At 61.9% G+C, this 16798-nt stretch carries 15 protein-coding genes and 2 pseudogenes; 8 read left to right on the top strand and 9 right to left on the bottom strand.

Features of this window, described 5'->3' with window-relative positions; genetic code table 11:
- Positions 1 to 125: 125 nt before the first annotated feature.
- From PSH78_RS11360 to PSH78_RS11355, 3 genes and pseudogenes are all read right to left on the bottom strand, one after another.
- Positions 126 to 323, bottom strand: a complete 198-nt coding sequence (locus PSH78_RS11360; protein WP_003201656.1) for a YbdD/YjiX family protein — start codon at positions 321 to 323, stop codon at positions 126 to 128.
- A 15-nt stretch (positions 324 to 338) separates the two neighbouring features.
- Positions 339 to 695, bottom strand: a complete 357-nt coding sequence (locus PSH78_RS26620) for a hypothetical protein (RefSeq protein WP_370871094.1) — start codon at positions 693 to 695, stop codon at positions 339 to 341.
- 5 nt (positions 696 to 700) lie between these two features.
- Positions 701 to 2397 (bottom strand): annotated as a pseudogene (locus PSH78_RS11355) (carbon starvation CstA family protein).
- Between the two features lie 329 nt (positions 2398 to 2726).
- On the opposite strand from PSH78_RS11355, the gene PSH78_RS11345 reads away from it, so the two are divergent.
- Positions 2727 to 4088 (top strand): cache domain-containing protein, encoded by a 1362-nt coding sequence (locus PSH78_RS11345; protein ID WP_305500530.1) that lies wholly within the window; start codon positions 2727 to 2729, stop codon positions 4086 to 4088.
- A 31-nt stretch (positions 4089 to 4119) separates the two neighbouring features.
- Positions 4120 to 4752, top strand: a complete 633-nt coding sequence (locus PSH78_RS11340; RefSeq protein ID WP_305500528.1) for a response regulator transcription factor — start codon at positions 4120 to 4122, stop codon at positions 4750 to 4752.
- Here PSH78_RS11340 and PSH78_RS11335 read toward each other — a convergent pair.
- Entirely contained in the window at positions 4749 to 5972 is a 1224-nt protein-coding gene (locus tag PSH78_RS11335; protein ID WP_305500526.1) for an arabinose transporter, read from the bottom strand. The two genes, PSH78_RS11340 and PSH78_RS11335, sit on opposite strands and share 4 nt — an antisense overlap.
- Positions 5973 to 6113: 141 nt before the next feature.
- Between PSH78_RS11335 and PSH78_RS11330 the strand changes: the two genes are divergently transcribed.
- Positions 6114 to 6767 (top strand): TetR family transcriptional regulator, encoded by a 654-nt coding sequence (locus tag PSH78_RS11330; protein WP_305500524.1) that lies wholly within the window; start codon positions 6114 to 6116, stop codon positions 6765 to 6767.
- Positions 6768 to 6855: 88 nt separating this feature from the next.
- The gene (locus PSH78_RS11325; protein WP_305500522.1) at positions 6856 to 7647 is read left to right on the top strand and encodes a transporter substrate-binding domain-containing protein; all 792 of its coding nucleotides are present in this window, start codon (positions 6856 to 6858) and stop codon (positions 7645 to 7647) included.
- 551 nt (positions 7648 to 8198) lie between these two features.
- Here the strand turns inward: PSH78_RS11325 and PSH78_RS11315 are convergent.
- From PSH78_RS11315 to PSH78_RS11305, 3 genes and pseudogenes are all read right to left on the bottom strand, one after another.
- Positions 8199 to 9217 (bottom strand): annotated as a pseudogene (locus tag PSH78_RS11315) (TRAP transporter substrate-binding protein).
- Between the two features lie 56 nt (positions 9218 to 9273).
- Positions 9274 to 10554 (bottom strand): TRAP transporter large permease subunit, encoded by a 1281-nt coding sequence (locus PSH78_RS11310; protein ID WP_305500520.1) that lies wholly within the window; start codon positions 10552 to 10554, stop codon positions 9274 to 9276.
- Positions 10551 to 11096 carry a TRAP transporter small permease gene (locus PSH78_RS11305; RefSeq protein WP_305500519.1) on the bottom strand — a complete coding sequence of 182 codons (546 nt, stop codon included), beginning with the start codon at positions 11094 to 11096 and terminating at the stop codon, positions 10551 to 10553. Before PSH78_RS11305 ends, PSH78_RS11310 begins: the two co-directional genes overlap by 4 nt.
- Before the next feature lie 500 nt (positions 11097 to 11596).
- On the opposite strand from PSH78_RS11305, the gene PSH78_RS11300 reads away from it, so the two are divergent.
- Positions 11597 to 11812 carry a phage infection protein gene (locus PSH78_RS11300; RefSeq protein ID WP_305500518.1) on the top strand — a complete coding sequence of 72 codons (216 nt, stop codon included), beginning with the start codon at positions 11597 to 11599 and terminating at the stop codon, positions 11810 to 11812.
- Positions 11813 to 12036: 224 nt separating this feature from the next.
- Here the strand turns inward: PSH78_RS11300 and hpaR are convergent, their stop codons facing one another.
- Together hpaR and hpaA are read right to left on the bottom strand one after the other, a co-directional pair.
- Positions 12037 to 12459, bottom strand: a complete 423-nt coding sequence (gene hpaR, locus PSH78_RS11295) for a homoprotocatechuate degradation operon regulator HpaR (RefSeq protein WP_305500516.1) — start codon at positions 12457 to 12459, stop codon at positions 12037 to 12039.
- Positions 12460 to 12674: 215 nt separating this feature from the next.
- The gene (hpaA, locus tag PSH78_RS11290) at positions 12675 to 13586 is read right to left on the bottom strand and encodes a 4-hydroxyphenylacetate catabolism regulatory protein HpaA (protein ID WP_305500514.1); all 912 of its coding nucleotides are present in this window, start codon (positions 13584 to 13586) and stop codon (positions 12675 to 12677) included.
- 184 nt (positions 13587 to 13770) lie between these two features.
- Here hpaA and PSH78_RS11285 point away from each other — a divergent pair, with 184 nt between their 5' ends.
- Genes PSH78_RS11285 through hpaE form a run of 3 tightly spaced genes read left to right on the top strand, consistent with a single transcriptional unit; the run spans position 13771 to position 16681 of the window.
- Positions 13771 to 14448, top strand: coding sequence for a fumarylacetoacetate hydrolase family protein (locus PSH78_RS11285; protein WP_305500512.1), 678 nt, complete (start codon positions 13771 to 13773; stop codon positions 14446 to 14448).
- Positions 14445 to 15215, top strand: coding sequence for a fumarylacetoacetate hydrolase family protein (locus tag PSH78_RS11280; RefSeq protein ID WP_305500511.1), 771 nt, complete (start codon positions 14445 to 14447; stop codon positions 15213 to 15215). The genes PSH78_RS11285 and PSH78_RS11280 overlap by 4 nt, the downstream gene beginning before the upstream one ends.
- Positions 15216 to 15220: 5 nt before the next feature.
- A complete protein-coding gene (gene hpaE / locus PSH78_RS11275) occupies positions 15221 to 16681 on the top strand; it encodes a 5-carboxymethyl-2-hydroxymuconate semialdehyde dehydrogenase (RefSeq protein ID WP_305500509.1) in 1461 nt (486 codons plus the stop codon).
- Positions 16682 to 16798: the final 117 nt, after the last annotated feature.

Below are 16798 nucleotides of genomic sequence, written 5' to 3'. Positions count from 1 at the left end.
CTGAGTCCAACCCAAAACAACTGTGGGAGCGAGCCTGCTCGCGAAGGCGCCGGGTCAGTCGACATCTTCATCGACTGACACTGCGCTATCGCGAGCAGGCTCGCTCCCACTGGGATTACTTCAGTTCAACAGCATTTGGGGCCACCCTTGCCACCGTAGCGGGCTTCCTGGCGTTCTCGGAAGAACGCCTCGTAGTCCATCAACGGCTTGTCGGGGTGCTTGGTTTGCATGTGCTCGACGTAGTTGTCGTAGTCGGGCATGCCGACCATCAGGCGGGCGGCCTGACCGAGGTATTTACCGAGGCGACTCAAGTCATTGAACATCGTTGCAATCCCCTGTCAAGCGTCCGGCAGCGCCTGGAATGGCGCTTCCTTGTCCGTGCGTTCCTTGGTGCCCCAAGCGGCGATGCCGACCTTGAGCGCGTAGAACAGGATGCTGAAGACCACGAACAGGAACAACACCGTCAGCGTTGCGTTGGTGTAGGCGTTGAACACCACGTGCTGCATCTGCTCGATGCTCTTGGCCGGGGCCAGGATCTGGCCGGCGGCCAGGGCATCGTTGTATTTGCGCGCCAGGGCCAGAAAGCCGATCGCCGGGTTGGCGTCGAACAGCTTGATCAGGCCTGCGGTGGTGGTGCAGATCAGCAGCCAGCTGGCCGGCAGCAGCGTGACCCAGACGTAGCGCTGGCGCTTCATCTTGATCAGCACCACGGTGCGAGCATCAGCGCGATACCGGCCAGCATCTGGTTGGAGATGCCGAACAGCGGCCACAAGGTGTTGATGCCGCCCAGCGGATCGATCACGCCCTGGTACAGCAAGTAACCCCACAGCGCGACGCAGCCGGCGGTGGCGATCAGTTGGCGGTCCACGATTCGGTGCGCTTGAGGGCCGGCACGAACGAGCCGAGCAGGTCCTGCAGCATGAACCGTCCGGCACGGGTGCCGGCGTCTACCGCGGTGAGGATGAACAGCGCTTCGAACAGGATCGCGAAGTGGTACCAGAACGCCATGGTGTTCTCACCCGGCAGCACCGAGTGGAGGATCTGCGCGATACCCACCGCCAGGGTCGGCGCACCGCCGGCACGGGCCAGGATGGTGGTCTCGCCGATGTCCTTGGCCACCGCTTGCAGCGCGTCGGGGGTGATTGCAAAACCCCAGCTGCTGACAGTCTGGGCCACGGCCACCACGTCCGAACCGACGATCGCCGCCGGGCTGTTCATGGCGAAGTACACGCCCGGTTCGATCACCGAGGCCGCGACCATCGCCATGATCGCCACGAACGATTCCATCAGCATGCCGCCGTAACCGATGTAGCGCGCGTTGGTTTCGTTATCCAGCAGCTTGGGCGTGGTGCCCGAGGAGATCAGCGCGTGGAAACCCGAGACCGCGCCGCAGGCGATGGTGATGAACAGGAACGGGAACAGCCCGCCCTTCCACACCGGCCCGGTGCCGTCGGTGAACTGGGTCAGCGCCGGCATTTTCAGCTCGGGCATGGTCACCAGGATGCCGATCGCCAGGGCGATGATGGTGCCGATCTTGAGGAAGGTCGACAAATAGTCCCGTGGCGCCAGGATCAGCCACACCGGCAGCACCGCGGCGACAAAACCGTAGCCGATCAGCATCCAGGTGATCTGGATCCCGGTGAAGGTGAAGGCCTTGGCCCAGACCGGGTCGGCGGCGATCTGCCCGCCCAGCCAGATCGAACCGAGCAGCAACAGCACGCCGATGAGCGAGATTTCACCGATGCGGCCCGGGCGGATGTAGCGCATGTAGATGCCCATGAACATCGCGATCGGGATGGTCGCCATCACCGTGAAGATGCCCCACGGGCTCTCGGCCAGGGCCTTGACCACGATCAGCGCCAGCACCGCGAGGATGATGATCATGATCAGGAAGCAGCCGAACAGCGCGATGGTGCCGGGGATGCGGCCCATTTCCTCGCGCACCATGTCGCCCAGCGAGCGACCGTTGCGGCGGGTCGACAGGAACAGGACCATGAAGTCCTGCACCGCACCGGCCAGCACCACGCCGGCGATCAGCCAGAGCGTGCCGGGCAGGTAGCCCATCTGCGCCGCCAGCACCGGCCCGACCAGCGGCCCCGCGCCGGCAATGGCCGCGAAGTGGTGGCCGAAGAGGATGTGCTTGTTGGTCGGGACGTAGTCCAGGCCATCGTTGTTGAGCACGGCGGGCGTGGCCCGGCGCGCATCGAGTTGCATCACGTTGTTGGCGATGAAGAGGCTGTAGTAGCGGTAGGCGACCAGGTAGATGGCCACGGCCGCGACGACGATCCAGAGGGCGTTGATCGGCTCTCCGCGGCGCAGGGCCACGACGCTCAGCGCACACGCTCCCAGAACAGCCACGGCAAACCAGGCGAGGTGTTTAACCAGACGGGTTGTCATTGCATGTCTCCTGCCGATATCCAAAGGATTGCGGCGATTGTTTTTATAGTGTGGCCCCGGCAATTCGGAGCTGGCCCAATATCCCTGCTGGCCGTCAATAAATAAATCCGTAGTACTACGTAGATGCCAATTCATCCTGTGTCCCCCTGTGGGAGCGAGCCTGCTCGCGAAGGCGTCGGATCAGTCAGCATTGTCGTTACCTGACACGCCGCCTTCGCGAGCAGGCTCGCTCCCACACAGGCTCGCTCCCACAGGTTTTATGTTTCGCCCATGGGTTTGGCATATGATGCCGCCATTCGCCTCCCCGCCGGATCCGGACAGGAGTACAGATGCTGCTCAAACACAAGATCGTCGCTCTCGGGATCCTGCCGCTGGTCCTGGCGATTGCCGTTATTGGTGCCTTGGTCATCTCGCTCAATCGCCAGTTGGGTGACCAACAGGCGCAACTGATCGAAGACAGTATCCTGGCCAGTAAACGCGCCGAACTGAAGAACTACGTCGAGATGGCGCAGAGCCTGATCGCCCCGTTGTACAACGACGGCCAGGGAGATGCGCGGGCGCAGCAGCAGGTGCTGGAAGAACTGCGCAAGCTCAGCTTTGGCATCAACGGTTATTTTTTCGTCTACGACCGCCAGGGTCGCAGCCTCATGCATGCCCGCCAGTCGGAGCTGGTGGGGCAATATCTCTGGGACATGAAGGATCCTCAAGGCCTGCCGGTCATCCAGGCCTTGCTCAAAAGCGCCGAATCAGGCGAAGGCTTTCAGCGCTACGCCTGGAACAAGCCCTCCTCCGGCCAGGTAACCGACAAGCTCGCCTACGTCGTGATGCTCGATCGTTGGGGCTGGATGCTCGGCACCGGGATCTACCTGGAAGACGTCGAACGCGCCACCCAGCAGGCTCGCGCCGAAGTGGCTCAGGGCATCCATACCACCATGCAGGCCATCGCCGCCATTGCGTTGGTGGCGGTGCTGCTGGTGTTTGCCGGCGGCATCACCCTCAATGTCAGCGAGCATCGCCTGGCCGATAAGAAACTGCAGCGCTTGAACCAGCGTATCGTCAGCTTGCAGGAGGAAGAGCGCTCACGGGTGTCGCGCGAGCTCCACGACGGGATCAGCCAGCTGTTGGTTTCGATCAAGTTCCAGTTCGAACTGGCCAGTCATGTGCTCGAGAACGGCCAGGAAAATGGCCTCGGCATCCTGAAGAATGCGACCGATCGACTGGGCGAAGCGATCGGTGAAATCCGCAGTATTTCCCATGATTTGCGCTCCTCGTTGCTTGATACCCTGGGCCTGCCCGCCGCCATCGGCCAGCTCGCGGCGGAATTCGAACAGCGCAGTGGCCTGGAAGTGTCCTACCGAAGCAACGAATTCGACTGTCGCCTGGAAAACGGCGCCCCGGTCTCGCTGTTCCGGATTGCCCAGGAGGCGCTGACCAACATCGAGCGACACGCCGGGGCGAAACGAGTCGCCATCACCCTGTTCGGTTCGGGCCAATCCCTGCGTCTGACCGTGGTGGATGACGGGATGGGCTTCAACGTCCCGCAGGTCGAGCGTGGTCACACCGGCATCGGCTTGCGTAACATCCGCGAACGGGTCGAGCATTTTGGCGGGCGGCTGGAAATGACCTCGGTTCCGGGACGAAGCGAACTGGATATCCTGTTGCCCATGACCCTGTCGGCCACGGAAAGTTGATGCGCGTTCATTTCCACAAGAGCACCTGCCCATGACCCTGCCCCCCGCCATACGCGTCGCCCTGGTCGACGATCACTCGCTGGTTCGTGATGGTATTCGCGCGCTGCTGTCCGTCATGCCCCGCCTGGACGTGGTCGGCGAAGCGGAGAACGGCGCGCAGGCGATCGACATGGTCGGGCGCTGCCAGCCGGACCTGCTGCTGATGGACATCGGCCTGAAGGACATGAACGGCCTCGAGCTGACCCGGCTGCTGGGCAAGCAATACCCCGGCTTGAAGATCCTCATCCTGAGCATGTACGACAATCATGAGTACATCAGTGAATCCGTGCGCGCCGGTGCCAGCGGCTACGTGCTGAAGAATTCACCTTCCAAGGAGATCATTGCCGCCATCGAAGCCATCATCGGCGGCGGCACCTTCTACAGCGCCGAGATCGCCCAGCGCCTCGCCACCGACCCGAACACCGACAGCGAACTGACGCCGCGCGAGAGCCAGGTCCTGGCGAAAATGGTCGAGGGGCTGAACAACAAGGAAATGGCCCGCGAACTGGACATCAGCGTACGCACCGTGGAAACCCACCGCCTGAGCATCCGCCGCAAACTCAATATCGACAAACCTGCGGCGCTGGTGAAATACGCGATCGATCACGGACTTGTTTCCCGCTAGCGAAGGAGCTTGCCTGGCTGCCTTCCGAGCAACACCAAAGCCACTACAAACGACAGCGCCACGGCGATGGCGCCGCCCAGGTAAACCGCACCAATGCCCCAGCCACTCGCCAACAGACCGGCCAGCGGGCTGGTGATGCCCAGGGCAATATCGAGAAAGGCGACATAGGCGCCCATGGCGAGACCGCGAGCCTGTGGTGGTGCACGCCGCACCGCCTCCACGCCAAAACCGGGAAACGCCAGGGAATAACCGAAACCGGTGAGTGCCGCCCCCAGGTAGGCGCTGGTCGCGCTGTTGGCGCTCCAGATCAGCAGCAGCCCAACGCTTTCGATCAACACACAGACCAGTGCCACACGGGCGCCGCCGATCTTGTCGGGAAGGTGTCCGAACAGCAGGCGCGCACCGATGAACGCCACGCCGAACGCGGTGAACGCCAACGAAGCGTTGCCCCACTCCCGGGCCGCGAACAACAGGGCGATAAACGCCGTGAGAACACCAAAACCGACGCTGCAGAACGCCAACCCCAGGCCGGGAACCCAGACGGCGCCGAGCATCTTGTAGAACGGTGTACGCCGGGTCGCCGTAGGGGCGACGGCGCGCACACCGGCGACAATCGCCAAGGCCAGCAGCGGCACGAACATCGAGGCCATGACGATGCCCACGAAGCCCCAACCGGCATTCAACGCAACACCGAGCGGCGCCCCCAGTGCGTAGGCGCCGTACATGGCGATGCCGTTCCAGGCCATGACCTTGCCGGCATGCTGCGGCCCCACCAGGCCAATGCCCCAGCCCATCGCTCCGGTGACGATGAGGCTTTCGCCGATCGCCAGCAGCACGCGACCGCCCGACAAAAGCCAGACCGACGTAACCGGCGCGGCAACGAACGCCAGGGAAAGCAGATAGACCAGCCCGGAAACGGCGGCCGTCACCAGCCCGGCCATGACCGCGCGCTTGCCGCCACGCAGGTCGGCAAAATTGCCGGCCCAGGCCCGTGACAGCAGCGCCGCGGCGAACTGTGCCCCGATCACCAGGCCGATCACCAGCGTACCCATGCCCAGCGTGTCATGCAGGTGCAGCGGCAAGACCGGCAATTGCATGCCGATGGTGAGGAAACCGACAAACACGGTCAGTGTGAGCGGCAACAGCTTGAGCGCCGGATTGGCCTCGACGGTCGCCCCGAGCGCCGAGGCGGCGCCGTGATGAAGATTTTCTTGAGTCATGACCCTACCCATGGAAAGAAAGCGAAGTGAAGTTGAACGGCGTCTGTGCAGCCGACTAGAATGCGATCAATTAGTCGCATTCAAGATACGAATAATCCGTCGCATTGCCTATTCGCATTCCTTTCGAGGTGCATGACCTTCATGTCCGAACGCCCAAGCCCGCAGATTTCCTCGCGCAAGCAGCCGAAACAGGCCCGCTCCACCGAACTCGTGGCGGCCGTCCTGGAGGCGGCTGTTCAGGTTCTGGCGAGCCACGGCGCACCGCGTTTCACCGTGGCTCGTGTGGCGGAGCGCGCGGGCGTCAGCGTCGGGTCGGTGTATCAATACTTCCCGAACAAGGCGGCGATCCTGTTCCGCTTGCAGAGTGACGAGTGGCAACAAACCACCGCCATGCTGCGGGACATCCTCGAGGACCAGGGCAAGCCGCCTCTGCAGCGATTGAGGGATCTGGTGCAGGCGTTTATCCAGTCCGAATGCGACGAGGCGCAGATACGCATCGCCCTCAATGACGCCGCCCCGCTCTACCGCGATGCCCCCGAACATCAAACGGCGCGAATCTCGGTGCAGCAATCGGTGAACGCTTTCATGCAACAAGTGCTGCCGGAAGCCAGCGTGCAGACCCGCGCCCTGGCCGGTGACCTGATCATCACCACGCTCGGTTCCGTGGGTAAGCGATTTTCGGCAACGCCACGCTCCAGCGAGGAAATCCGGGCCTATGCCGATGCCATGGCCGACATGTTCTGTGCCTATCTGGAGAGTCTGCGGCAGAAAGCCGTCGAGATAGCGCCAGGCTGACCGCTCGTCCCGACGATCCGGTGACAGCCCGCCGACACTTTTACTACACTCGCCCGTCTTGTCCCTCCCTTTGCGAGACGTCCGATCCATGAAAACCATAACAAGCACGATGACGTTCTGTAGCCTGCTGGCGTTCTGCGGCAGTGCCCTGGCCGAGCCAACCCCTTCGCATCTGGACAAGGTCCTGCAACAAGGTGAACTGCGGGTGTGCACGACGGGCGACTACAAGCCCTATACCTACAAGGCCGCATCGGGTGAATACGAGGGCATCGACATCGACATGGCCCGTTCCCTCGCCACCAGCCTCGGCGTCAAGGTGCAATGGGTCCAGACCACCTGGAAAACCCTGATGCCAGACATGTTGGCCGGCAGATGTGACATCGGCATGGGCGGGATTTCGGTGACCCTGGAACGGCAGAAAAAAGCCTATTTCAGCAGCACCCTGGACGTTGACGGCAAGATCCCCCTGGTGCGTTGCGAAGACCAGTCGCGCTACCAGACCATCGAGCAGATGAACCAGCCTTCGGTGCGTCTTGTCGAGCCGGCCGGCGGCACCAACGAAGCCTTCGTGCGGGCATTCCTGCCCAAGGGCCAGCTGGCTTTCCATGACAACGTGACCATATTCCAGGAGCTCCTGGAAAAACGCGCCGACGTGATGATCACCGACGCCTCCGAAGCGCTCTACCAGCAGAAACTCAAGCCTGGCCTGTGCGCCGTCAACCCGACCCAGTACCTGCAATATGGCGAGAAGGCCTACCTGCTGCCGCGCGATGACCACACCTGGAAAATGTACGTCGACCAGTGGCTGCACCTGAGCAAGGCCAATGGCAGCTACCAGAAAGTGATCGGACAATGGCTGGCGGTCCCCGGCGCCCAGTGATGTATCTGCAAATATAAAACCTGTGGGAGCGAGCCTGCTCGCGAAGGCGTCCGCTCAGTCGACATCATCATCGACTGACACACCGCTTTCGCGAGCAGGCTCGCTCCCACAAGAGCATCTGTGGCGCCTGCAGATCCTGAGTCCAACCCAAAACAACTGTGGGAGCGAGCTTGCTCGCGATGGCGCCAGATCAGTCGACATCTTCATCGACTGACACACCGCTTTCGCGAGCAGGCTCGCTCCCACAAGGGCATCTGTGGCACATGCAGATCCTGAGTCCAACCCAAAACAACTGTGGGAGCGAGCTTGCTCGCGATGGCGCCAGATCAGTCGACATTTTCATTGACTGACACACCGCTATCGCGAGCAAGCTCGCTCCCACAAGAGCATCTGTGGCGCATGCAAATCCAAAGTCCAACCCAAAACAACTGTGGGAGCGAGCTTGCTCGCGATGGCGCCAGATCAGTCGACATCTTCATCGACTGACACACCGCTTTCGCGAGCAGGCTCGCTCCCACAGGAACAGCACGGTCAGGCGTGTTCCCCTGACCTCACTGCCCCGCACGCACCTTGGCGATTTCGGCGTACATCATCTTCACCAGTTCACCGTCCAGGGATTTGGCGAATTTATCGATCACCGGTTGCACGCGTTCGCGGAAACGATCTTTCTCGGCCGGGGTGATTTCGTTGACGGCCATGGCGCCCGCCAGCGTCGCCTTGGCCTTGTCCATGCTCGCCGCGGTGACTTCACGCTGGAACTTCTGCGCCTCGCTCGCGGCCTCGCGAATCAGCGTCTTTTCATCGTCGTTGAGGCGGTTCCAGGTTTTCTGGCTGATGATCAACGACTGCGGATTGAAGATGTGGCCCGTCACCGAAAGGTACTTCTGCACCTCGTAGAATTTGTTGCCTTCAATCACCGTGAACGGGTTTTCCTGACCATCAATAGTGTGTTGCTCCAGGCCGGTATAGACCTCCGGGAAAGCCATCGGCACCGGGTTGGCACCCAGGGCACTGAAGGTTTCCAGATAGATCGGCGACTGGATGACGCGAACCTTCAAGCCCTGCATGTCCTCAAGTTTCGCCACCGGATGTTTGCTGTTGGTCAGGTGACGGAACCCCAGGTCCCAGTAACCCAGGCCGACCAGGCCCTTGCTGTCCAGCTGCGCCGCGAGTTTCTGGCCGACCGGCCCGTCGATGACCGCATGGGCTTCCTCGGCGTTGTTGAACAGGAACGGGAAATCGAGCATGGCGAAATCCGCGGCCTGGGCAGCGAGGATGCCGAGTTCAGCACCGTGATGTCCAGCGTGCCGCCTTGCAGGGCCGAGACGGTCTGCACGTCGCCGCCCAGGGTTCCGCCAGGGAACAGACGAACCTTGAGCTTGCCGCCACTCTTTTCACTGAGCAGGTCGGCAAACTTCTGCGCGCCTTGCCCTTGCGGATGTTCCTTGACGTTCTGGAAGGCAAAACGCAGGGTGCGCTCGCGGATCTCCGCGGCGTGGCCGGCCACGCTGCCGAGCAGCAAGCCCGTTGCGCAGGCCCCGGCCAGCAGGGTTTTCATCAGTTTTGGCATGTCAGTCTCCGATCTTTATTGTTGTTGGTTTCGAGCTGCTACGGATTGCACCGGCATCAACCGGTGAAGAACTTCAACGGGCCCAGGACGAGCTGAGGGAACAGCACCAGCAGGAACAGCACCGCAAATTGCGCAAGCATGAACGGCCACACGCCACGCACGATTTCCTCGAACTCCAGCTTCGCCACGCCGCAGACCACGTTGAGCACCGTGCCCACCGGCGGCGTGATCAGGCCAATCGCGGTGTTGATCAGAAACAGCACGCCGAAGTACACCGGGTCGATGCCCGCCTGGATCACCGCGGGCATCAGCACCGGCGTGAGGATGAGGATGGTCGGGGTCATGTCCATCACCGTGCCGACCAGGATGATCAGCGCCATCATCACCAGCAGCAGGAGGGTCTGGTTGTCCATGAACGGCGCCAGCAGGTCGGCCAACTGGCCCGGCAGGTCGGCGATGGTCACCAGCCACGACGAGACCATCGCGGCCGCCACCAGCAACATCACCACCGAGGTGGTCCTGGCCGACGACAGGATCACTTCGTACAGCTGGCTGACCTTCATTTCCCGGTAGATCACCAACGATACGAACAGCGAATAGACCGCCGCGACCACCGCCGCTTCCGTGGGGGTGAAGATGCCGAACTTGAGGCCGAGGATGATGATCAGCGGCAGGCCCATCGCCCAACTGCCGTCCAGCAATGTGCGCAATACCTCGGCACGGGAGCGCTTGGGCGCCGTCTCGACATTCTCGCGGCGGGAGATGAACCACCAGGCGATGGCGAGCCCGACACCGAGCATGAGCCCGGGCACAATTCCGGCCAGGAACAGTTTCGAGATCGATACCCCGGAGGCCACGCCAAAAACGATGAAACCGATGCTCGGCGGAATGACCGGCGCGATGGTGCTGCCGGCGGCGATCAGCCCGGCCGAACGCCCTCGGTTGTGCCCGGCCAGCACCATCATCGGTACCAGCAGCGCCGCCAGGGCCGCCGCATCAGCTACCGCCGAACCGGAAAGCGACGCCAACAGGCAGGAGGCGATGATCGCGACATAACCCAGGCCTCCGCGCTTGTGCCCCACCAGCGCCATGGCAATGTTGACGATGCGCTTGGACAGGCCGCCGACATTCATGACTTCGCCGGCCAGCATGAAGAACGGCACGGCCATCAACGGAAAGCTATCAGCGCCGTTGAGCAGGTTCTGCGCGATGATCTGGGCATCGAACAGGTCCAGGTAGAACATCAGCGCGACGCTGACCACCAGCAAGGCAAAGGCAATCGGCATACCCAGCGCCATGCTGCCCATCAACGACCCGAGGAAAATGGCCAAGGTCATGGGCGGCTACCTTTGAGGGTGTCGTGGTTGATTGCCGAAGCATCGCTGGCCGCGACCATCACCAACTCGTCATCCGCGAGTTTGCCGAACAGCGCCAGGTACAGTTCATACAGCAGAATGACGGTGGCGCTGACGCCGAACACCAGGCCGGCGGCGTAGAACAACGCCATCGACAGACCCGAAGCCGGCGCGACCACGTCCAGGTTGATCACCGCCTGTTGCCAGCTGCCGCTGACGATCAAGCCGCAGATATACAGCATCAGCAAATGGCTAATGACCAGGCAGGCACGCTTGCCGGCGGGCGGCAAGCGCTTGACCAGGCTGTTCATGCCCAGATGGGCGCGGTCCTTGAGCGCCACCAGGGCGCCGAGGAAAATCATCCAGACGAAGAACCAGCGCGACAGTTCTTCCGAAACGCTGATGCCGGAGTTGAACGCATAGCGCAGCACGACGTTGCCGAACACCAGCACGATCATCGCGACCATGCACAGGACAATCAGCAGCTTCAGCAGCTTGAAATACAAATCGACGACTTTTGTCATCTTGAAGACCTCACAGGTTGACCGAGCGCCGACATGCATCCGGCGCGATAAAGCGCAAACGCGTGCGCTATCGGATCGAAGCTGAAACGTCCCGGCAGATACCGGAGCTGGAGGCGTGAGACGGGGCGAAAGCCATTGGACGGGAGCGCATGAGGACCTCTGGTTTTTATTATGGCCTTGCCTGGGCACGGCGAGGCTGAGTGCCAGCTAAAATGTACTACCCAGTTAATCCGGTCAATAACCTTGCGGGGCTTGAGCACGGATCAAGACGGAACTAGCGTGCGATTATCGGTCACTGACCATCGGTCTATGGTCTGTTGACCGCTGCTTGCGGGGGATTTGTATCGCTGTGTATATGGGCAGCCAATTGATACGAATTCGCCGATTTCACGTCTTCCCGGCACACATCGCCGATACACCTGCGCGTTTAACTGCACACACCGGACGGCAGCACATAGGCGCTGCCACGGCCCACTCAATAACGCGCAAGGAGAATCACCATGTTCAATTTCTCGAAACTTTCATCCCTGGCAATCGCGCTGACGCTGGTTGGCGGTGTCGGCCTGTCGACGGCGGCCTCGGCCAAGAGCTCCCCTTCCCGTGGCCAGGCTGCGCAGCAGCTGGCTGAGGGTGGCTCTGATCGTCTGATGCAGAATCGCGTGGCTGAAGGCGGGGCTGATCGGTTGCAGGAGCTGCGTGAACGCAGCACTGCATGAAAGCGCTGTTGTGGCGAGGGAGCTTGCTCCCGCTCGGCTGCGCAGCAGTCGCCAACCTGCCAGCCGGTTATTGCTGGAGAACCGGGTTGAATGGTTTTGGGGCTGCTGCGCAGCCCAGCGGGAGCAAGCTCCCTCGCCACAAAAGCTCCAAACTCCAAACTCCAAACTCCAAACTCCAAACTCCAAGCTCCAAGCTCCAAGCCCCAGAGTTCAGGGTTCAGGGTTCAGGGCTTGATGTTTTTCAACTCATTGAGCAAACCCAGCAACTGCTGCATTTTTTCTTCGCCGAACTGTTCCTCGATCCGCCGGTAGTTGCTTTCCATGCCTTCGCTCATGGACACGAAACACTGCTGGCCGCGCTCGGTCAGGCCAACGAAAACCCGACGCTGGTCCTGGCTGGACTTCTGCCGCCGCACCAGCCCGTCGCGCTCCAGGCGAGTGAGCACGCCGGTCATGCTGGGCTTGAGGATGCAGGCCTGATGGGCGAGTTGGTGGCTCTCCAATTCACCCTGCTGGTGCAGAATGCGGATCACCCGCCACTGCTGCTCCGTAAGATCATGCTGGTTCAGCGCCGGACGAAAAAAAGCCATCGCCGCTTCGCGGGCTTGCAGCAGGGTCAGCGTCAGTGAGGGTCTCGGGTTGGCCATGTGCTAACTGTATGGATGGGCGAGTCGGCAGCTTAGTGTCGCCGGCAGGCAGCTGCAAGCGCTTCGCTTTTGTGGCGAGGGAGCTTGCTCCCGCTGGGCCGCGAAGCGACCCCAAAACCATTCAACCCCGCTGTCCAGGACGAAATGCATTGGCAGGCTTTACGACTGCTGCGCAGCCGAGCGGGAGCAAGCTCCCTCGCCACGGGTTAGTCGACCTATTTGAACAACATGCCCGACTGCCGCTGACGATACTCCCCCGGCGTCAGCCTGGCGTAACGCTGGAAAAACCGGCTGAAATACGCGGGATCCTTGAAGCCGAGCTGGTAGCAGATTTCATTGGCCGAGCTGCCGGTGAACAACAGCAGCCGCTTGGCCTCCTGCATCAGGCGCTCCATGATCAGACGCTTGGAAGGCAGGTCGGCGATTCGTCGACACACGTCGTTGAGGCGCGCCTCGGTCACGCCAATGTCCGCGGCATAACGCGACAGGGGCCAGTGTTGAAAATAATGCGCTTCGATCAATTCATTAAAACGGTGGAAGATCTTCAGGTCTTCATGCCGCGCCGGCCTGGCTTCCAGGGAGTTTGAGCACAGCCGCAGCAGGCTGATCATGATCAGCCGCGTCAAGCCGTCCAGCGCCGCGCTGCGCCCCGGCCGCCCGGCCGTCACCTCTTCGCTCAATGCCTCGAACAGGCAGTCCAGCCGCCGCACCTCCCCCGCCTGCTCCGGCCCCAACTGCGCCAGCGCGACGCAGGACGCCGGCATCTGCACGCCCGCCGGCGCCAGGCTCGGATCGGCATCGATCAATTGCCACACCAGTTGCTGACGCACCGTCAGCACGTGTCCGTCGCTGTCGGCTTCGGTAACAAAAGCGTGGGGAATGGTCGGCGGCGTAAGAAAAAACATCGGCCCTGACTCGACGTACTGCCGATCATCCAGATACACCCGCACGGTGCCGCTCTTGACGTAGTGAACCTGGAAGAACCGGTCATGCCGATGGACCGGCATGTTGCGCCCAAAGAAGCCGGCCAGGTTGGCGAGCCGGTCGTAATGCACTTCGGCATCGCTGTAGCGCTGGTCGTACACCTGACCAATGTTGATGTTCGGAATCGGCTGCCGGTCGGTCATCACGCATTACTCGTTTTTATTCTGATTCAGGTCACTGCCTGCGCTCATGCTGCGCCGAAATCGGCAAGGCAACCAGTGCCGGAAGATTCTGCCACGCTTGACGATAGTTAACATCTTAATTATAACTGTTAACACATTAACAATATCCGCAGAGCACTGGTCTCTGCCATCCCAGGAGACAAGCATGAGCCGTGCCCTGCATGACGTCGCGACCGGCACCCTGTTCGGGGTCGCGCTGAACTACCAGGGGCTGCTTAAGCAGCGCCTCGCCGAGTTCGAGCAAGCGCCTTACCAGAAGCCGCCGCTCAAGCCCGTGCTGTTCATCAAGACGCCGAACACCCGCAACCAGCACGAGGCCGAGGTGATTCATCCAGGCCAGGGCGAGCGCCTGCAACCCGGGCCGGCGTTGGGTGTGGTGATGGGCAAGTCCGCCAGTCGCGTCAGCGCCGACGAGGCGCTGGACTATGTGGCCGGCTACACGGTGGTCAATGAATTCAGCCTGCCGGAGGACAGCTACTACCGCCCCGCCGTCAAGGCCAAGTGCCGGGATGGCTTTTGCACCATCGGTCCCGACCTGGTGCCCAGCGCCAACGTGGCCGACCCCCACAGCCTGGCGGTCACGCTGTACGTCAACGGCGAGGTTCGCCAGCAGAACAACACGGCCAATTTCGTTCGCGACATCCCCCGCCTGATCGCCGAGATCAGCGAGTTCATGACCCTGCATGCCGGCGATGTCTTGATCACCGGCACGCCCGAGGGCCGGGTCGATGTACTGCCCGGCGATCGCGTCGAAGTGGACATCAGCGGCATCGGCCGACTCATCAATACCATCGTGGCCGAGGAAACAGGAGCAGCCTCATGAAACGCGCACGCATTCACTTTGAAGGCCGGGACCAGGCCGTCACGGTCGAGAACGATAACGCCGTGCGCCTGGCCGACGGTCGCCTGCTGGCCGACAACCAGGTGCAGTGGCTGCCCCCGGCCACCGGCAGCATGTTCGCCCTGGGCCTGAACTATGCCGATCACGCTGCGGAGTTGGCGTTCAAGCCGCCGACCGAACCGCTGGCCTTCATCAAGTCCCCCGGCACCTACACCGGCCACAACCAGATCACCTGGCGCCCCGACAACGTTGCCTACATGCACTACGAGTGCGAGCTGGTGGCGGTCATCGGCAAACCGGCGCGCAACGTCAAGCGCGAGGACGCGCTGGACTACCTGGCCGGCTACACCGTCTGCAACGACTACGCGATCCGCGACTACCTGGAAAACTACTACCGCCCCAACCTGCGGGTGAAGAACCGTGACGCCACGACACCGGTCGGCCCATACATCGTCGACGTTGCCGATGTTGCCGACCCAGGCAACCTGACCTTGCGCACCTGGATCAATGGCGAGTTGCGCCAGCAAGGCAGCACCAAGGACATGATCTTCGATATTCCCTACCTCATCGAATACCTGTCCAGCTTCATGACCCTGCAACCCGGCGACATGATCGCCACCGGCACGCCCGAAGGCCTGGGCGATGTGGTGCCGGGCGATGAAGTGATCGTGGAAGTGGAAGGCGTCGGTCGCCTGGTCAACACAATCGTCAGCGAAGCCGAGTTCTTCGCGTCCCGGAAAGAGGCTTGAGCAGCATGATCAAACACTGGATCGATGGCCGTGAGGTCGAGAGCAAAGACGTCTTCGTCAACTACAATCCCGCCACCGGCGAGGCCATTGGCGAAGTCGCCAGCGGCGGCGCCGAGGAAGTCGCCCAGGCTGTCGCGGCGGCCAAGGCTGCGTTTCCGAAATGGGCCAACACCCCCGCGAAAGAACGGGCCCGGCTGATGCGCAAGCTCGGCGAGCTGATCGAACAGAACGTGCCGAAACTGGCCGAACTGGAAACCCTCGACACCGGCTTGCCGATCCACCAGACCAAGAACGTGTTGATCCCAAGGGCCTCCCACAACTTCGATTTCTTCGCCGAAGTCTGCACCCGGATGGACGGTCACACCTACCCGGTCGACGACCAGATGCTCAACTACACCCTGTACCAGCCGGTGGGTGTCTGCGCCTTGGTCTCGCCGTGGAACGTGCCGTTCATGACCGCGACCTGGAAGACCGCGCCGTGCCTGGCACTGGGCAATACCGCCGTGCTGAAAATGTCCGAGCTGTCGCCGCTGACCGCCAACGAACTCGGGCGCCTGGCCGTCGAGGCGGGCATTCCCAACGGCGTGCTCAACGTGATCCAGGGCTACGGCGCCACGGCCGGCGATGCGTTGGTGCGTCACCCGGACGTGCGGGCGATTTCTTTCACCGGCGGCACCGCCACCGGCAAGAAAATCATGCAGACCGCTGGCCTTAAAAAGTACTCGATGGAACTGGGCGGCAAGTCACCGGTACTGATTTTCGAAGATGCCGATCTGGACCGTGCCCTCGACGCGGCACTGTTCACCATCTTCTCGTTGAACGGCGAGCGCTGCACCGCCGGCAGCCGGATCTTCATCCAGGAAAGTGTCTACCCACAATTCGTAGCCGAATTCGCCGCCCGCGCCAGACGCCTGATCGTCGGCGACCCGCAGGACCCCAAGACCCAGGTCGGCTCGATGATCACCCAGGCCCACTATGACAAGGTCACCGGCTACATCAGGATCGGTCTCGAAGAAGGCGCCACCCTGCTCGCCGGTGGCCTGGAGCGTCCGGCCAACCTGCCGGCGCATCTGAGTCGCGGCCAGTTCATCCAGCCGACGGTGTTCGCCGACGTGAACAACAACATGCGCATCGCCCAGGAAGAAATCTTCGGCCCGGTGGTGTGCCTGATCCCGTTCAAGGACCAGGCCGAAGCCTTGCGGTTGGCCAACGCTACCGAATATGGCCTGGCGTCCTATATCTGGACCCAGGACATCGGCAAGGCCCATCGCCTGGCTCATGGCATCGAGGCCGGCATGGTGTTCATCAACAGCCAGAACGTGCGCGACCTGCGCCAGCCTTTCGGTGGCGTAAAGGGTTCCGGAACCGGCCGCGAAGGCGGACAGTACAGCTTCGAAGTCTTCGCCGAGATCAAGAACGTGTGCATCTCCATGGGCAGCCATCATATTCCGCGGTGGGGGGTGTAGGCCCAGGAAAATCTGGTGATTAACTGTGGCGAGGGGATTCATCCCCGCTGGGCTGCGCAGCAGCCCCAAAGCCTGACCACACGGTGTGTCAGGCAATTTGAATTGGGGGCGCTTCGC

This window comes from Pseudomonas sp. FP198 (assembly GCF_030687895.1).
In the GTDB taxonomy this organism is placed as follows: domain Bacteria; phylum Pseudomonadota; class Gammaproteobacteria; order Pseudomonadales; family Pseudomonadaceae; genus Aquipseudomonas.
This window is presented reverse-complemented; position numbering and strand designations above follow the sequence as displayed.

Excerpts from the sequence above, each read along its gene's own strand:
- PSH78_RS11335 (WP_305500526.1), bottom strand. The coding sequence starts at position 5,972 with ATGACTCAAGAAAATCTTCATCACGGCGCCGCCTCGGCGCTCGGGGCG.
- PSH78_RS26620 (WP_370871094.1), bottom strand. The coding sequence starts at position 695 with ATGAAGCGCCAGCGCTACGTCTGGGTCACGCTGCTGCCGGCCAGCTGG.
- PSH78_RS11280 (WP_305500511.1), top strand. The coding sequence starts at position 14,445 with ATGAAACGCGCACGCATTCACTTTGAAGGCCGGGACCAGGCCGTCACG.
- PSH78_RS11330 (WP_305500524.1), top strand. The coding sequence starts at position 6,114 with ATGTCCGAACGCCCAAGCCCGCAGATTTCCTCGCGCAAGCAGCCGAAA.
- PSH78_RS11310 (WP_305500520.1), bottom strand. The coding sequence starts at position 10,554 with ATGACCTTGGCCATTTTCCTCGGGTCGTTGATGGGCAGCATGGCGCTG.
- PSH78_RS11340 (WP_305500528.1), top strand. The coding sequence starts at position 4,120 with ATGACCCTGCCCCCCGCCATACGCGTCGCCCTGGTCGACGATCACTCG.
- PSH78_RS11360 (WP_003201656.1), bottom strand. The coding sequence starts at position 323 with ATGTTCAATGACTTGAGTCGCCTCGGTAAATACCTCGGTCAGGCCGCC.
- PSH78_RS11325 (WP_305500522.1), top strand. The coding sequence starts at position 6,856 with ATGAAAACCATAACAAGCACGATGACGTTCTGTAGCCTGCTGGCGTTC.
- PSH78_RS11345 (WP_305500530.1), top strand. The coding sequence starts at position 2,727 with ATGCTGCTCAAACACAAGATCGTCGCTCTCGGGATCCTGCCGCTGGTC.
- hpaR (WP_305500516.1), bottom strand. The coding sequence starts at position 12,459 with ATGGCCAACCCGAGACCCTCACTGACGCTGACCCTGCTGCAAGCCCGC.
- PSH78_RS11305 (WP_305500519.1), bottom strand. The coding sequence starts at position 11,096 with ATGACAAAAGTCGTCGATTTGTATTTCAAGCTGCTGAAGCTGCTGATT.
- PSH78_RS11285 (WP_305500512.1), top strand. The coding sequence starts at position 13,771 with ATGAGCCGTGCCCTGCATGACGTCGCGACCGGCACCCTGTTCGGGGTC.
- PSH78_RS11300 (WP_305500518.1), top strand. The coding sequence starts at position 11,597 with ATGTTCAATTTCTCGAAACTTTCATCCCTGGCAATCGCGCTGACGCTG.
- hpaA (WP_305500514.1), bottom strand. The coding sequence starts at position 13,586 with ATGACCGACCGGCAGCCGATTCCGAACATCAACATTGGTCAGGTGTAC.
- hpaE (WP_305500509.1), top strand. The coding sequence starts at position 15,221 with ATGATCAAACACTGGATCGATGGCCGTGAGGTCGAGAGCAAAGACGTC.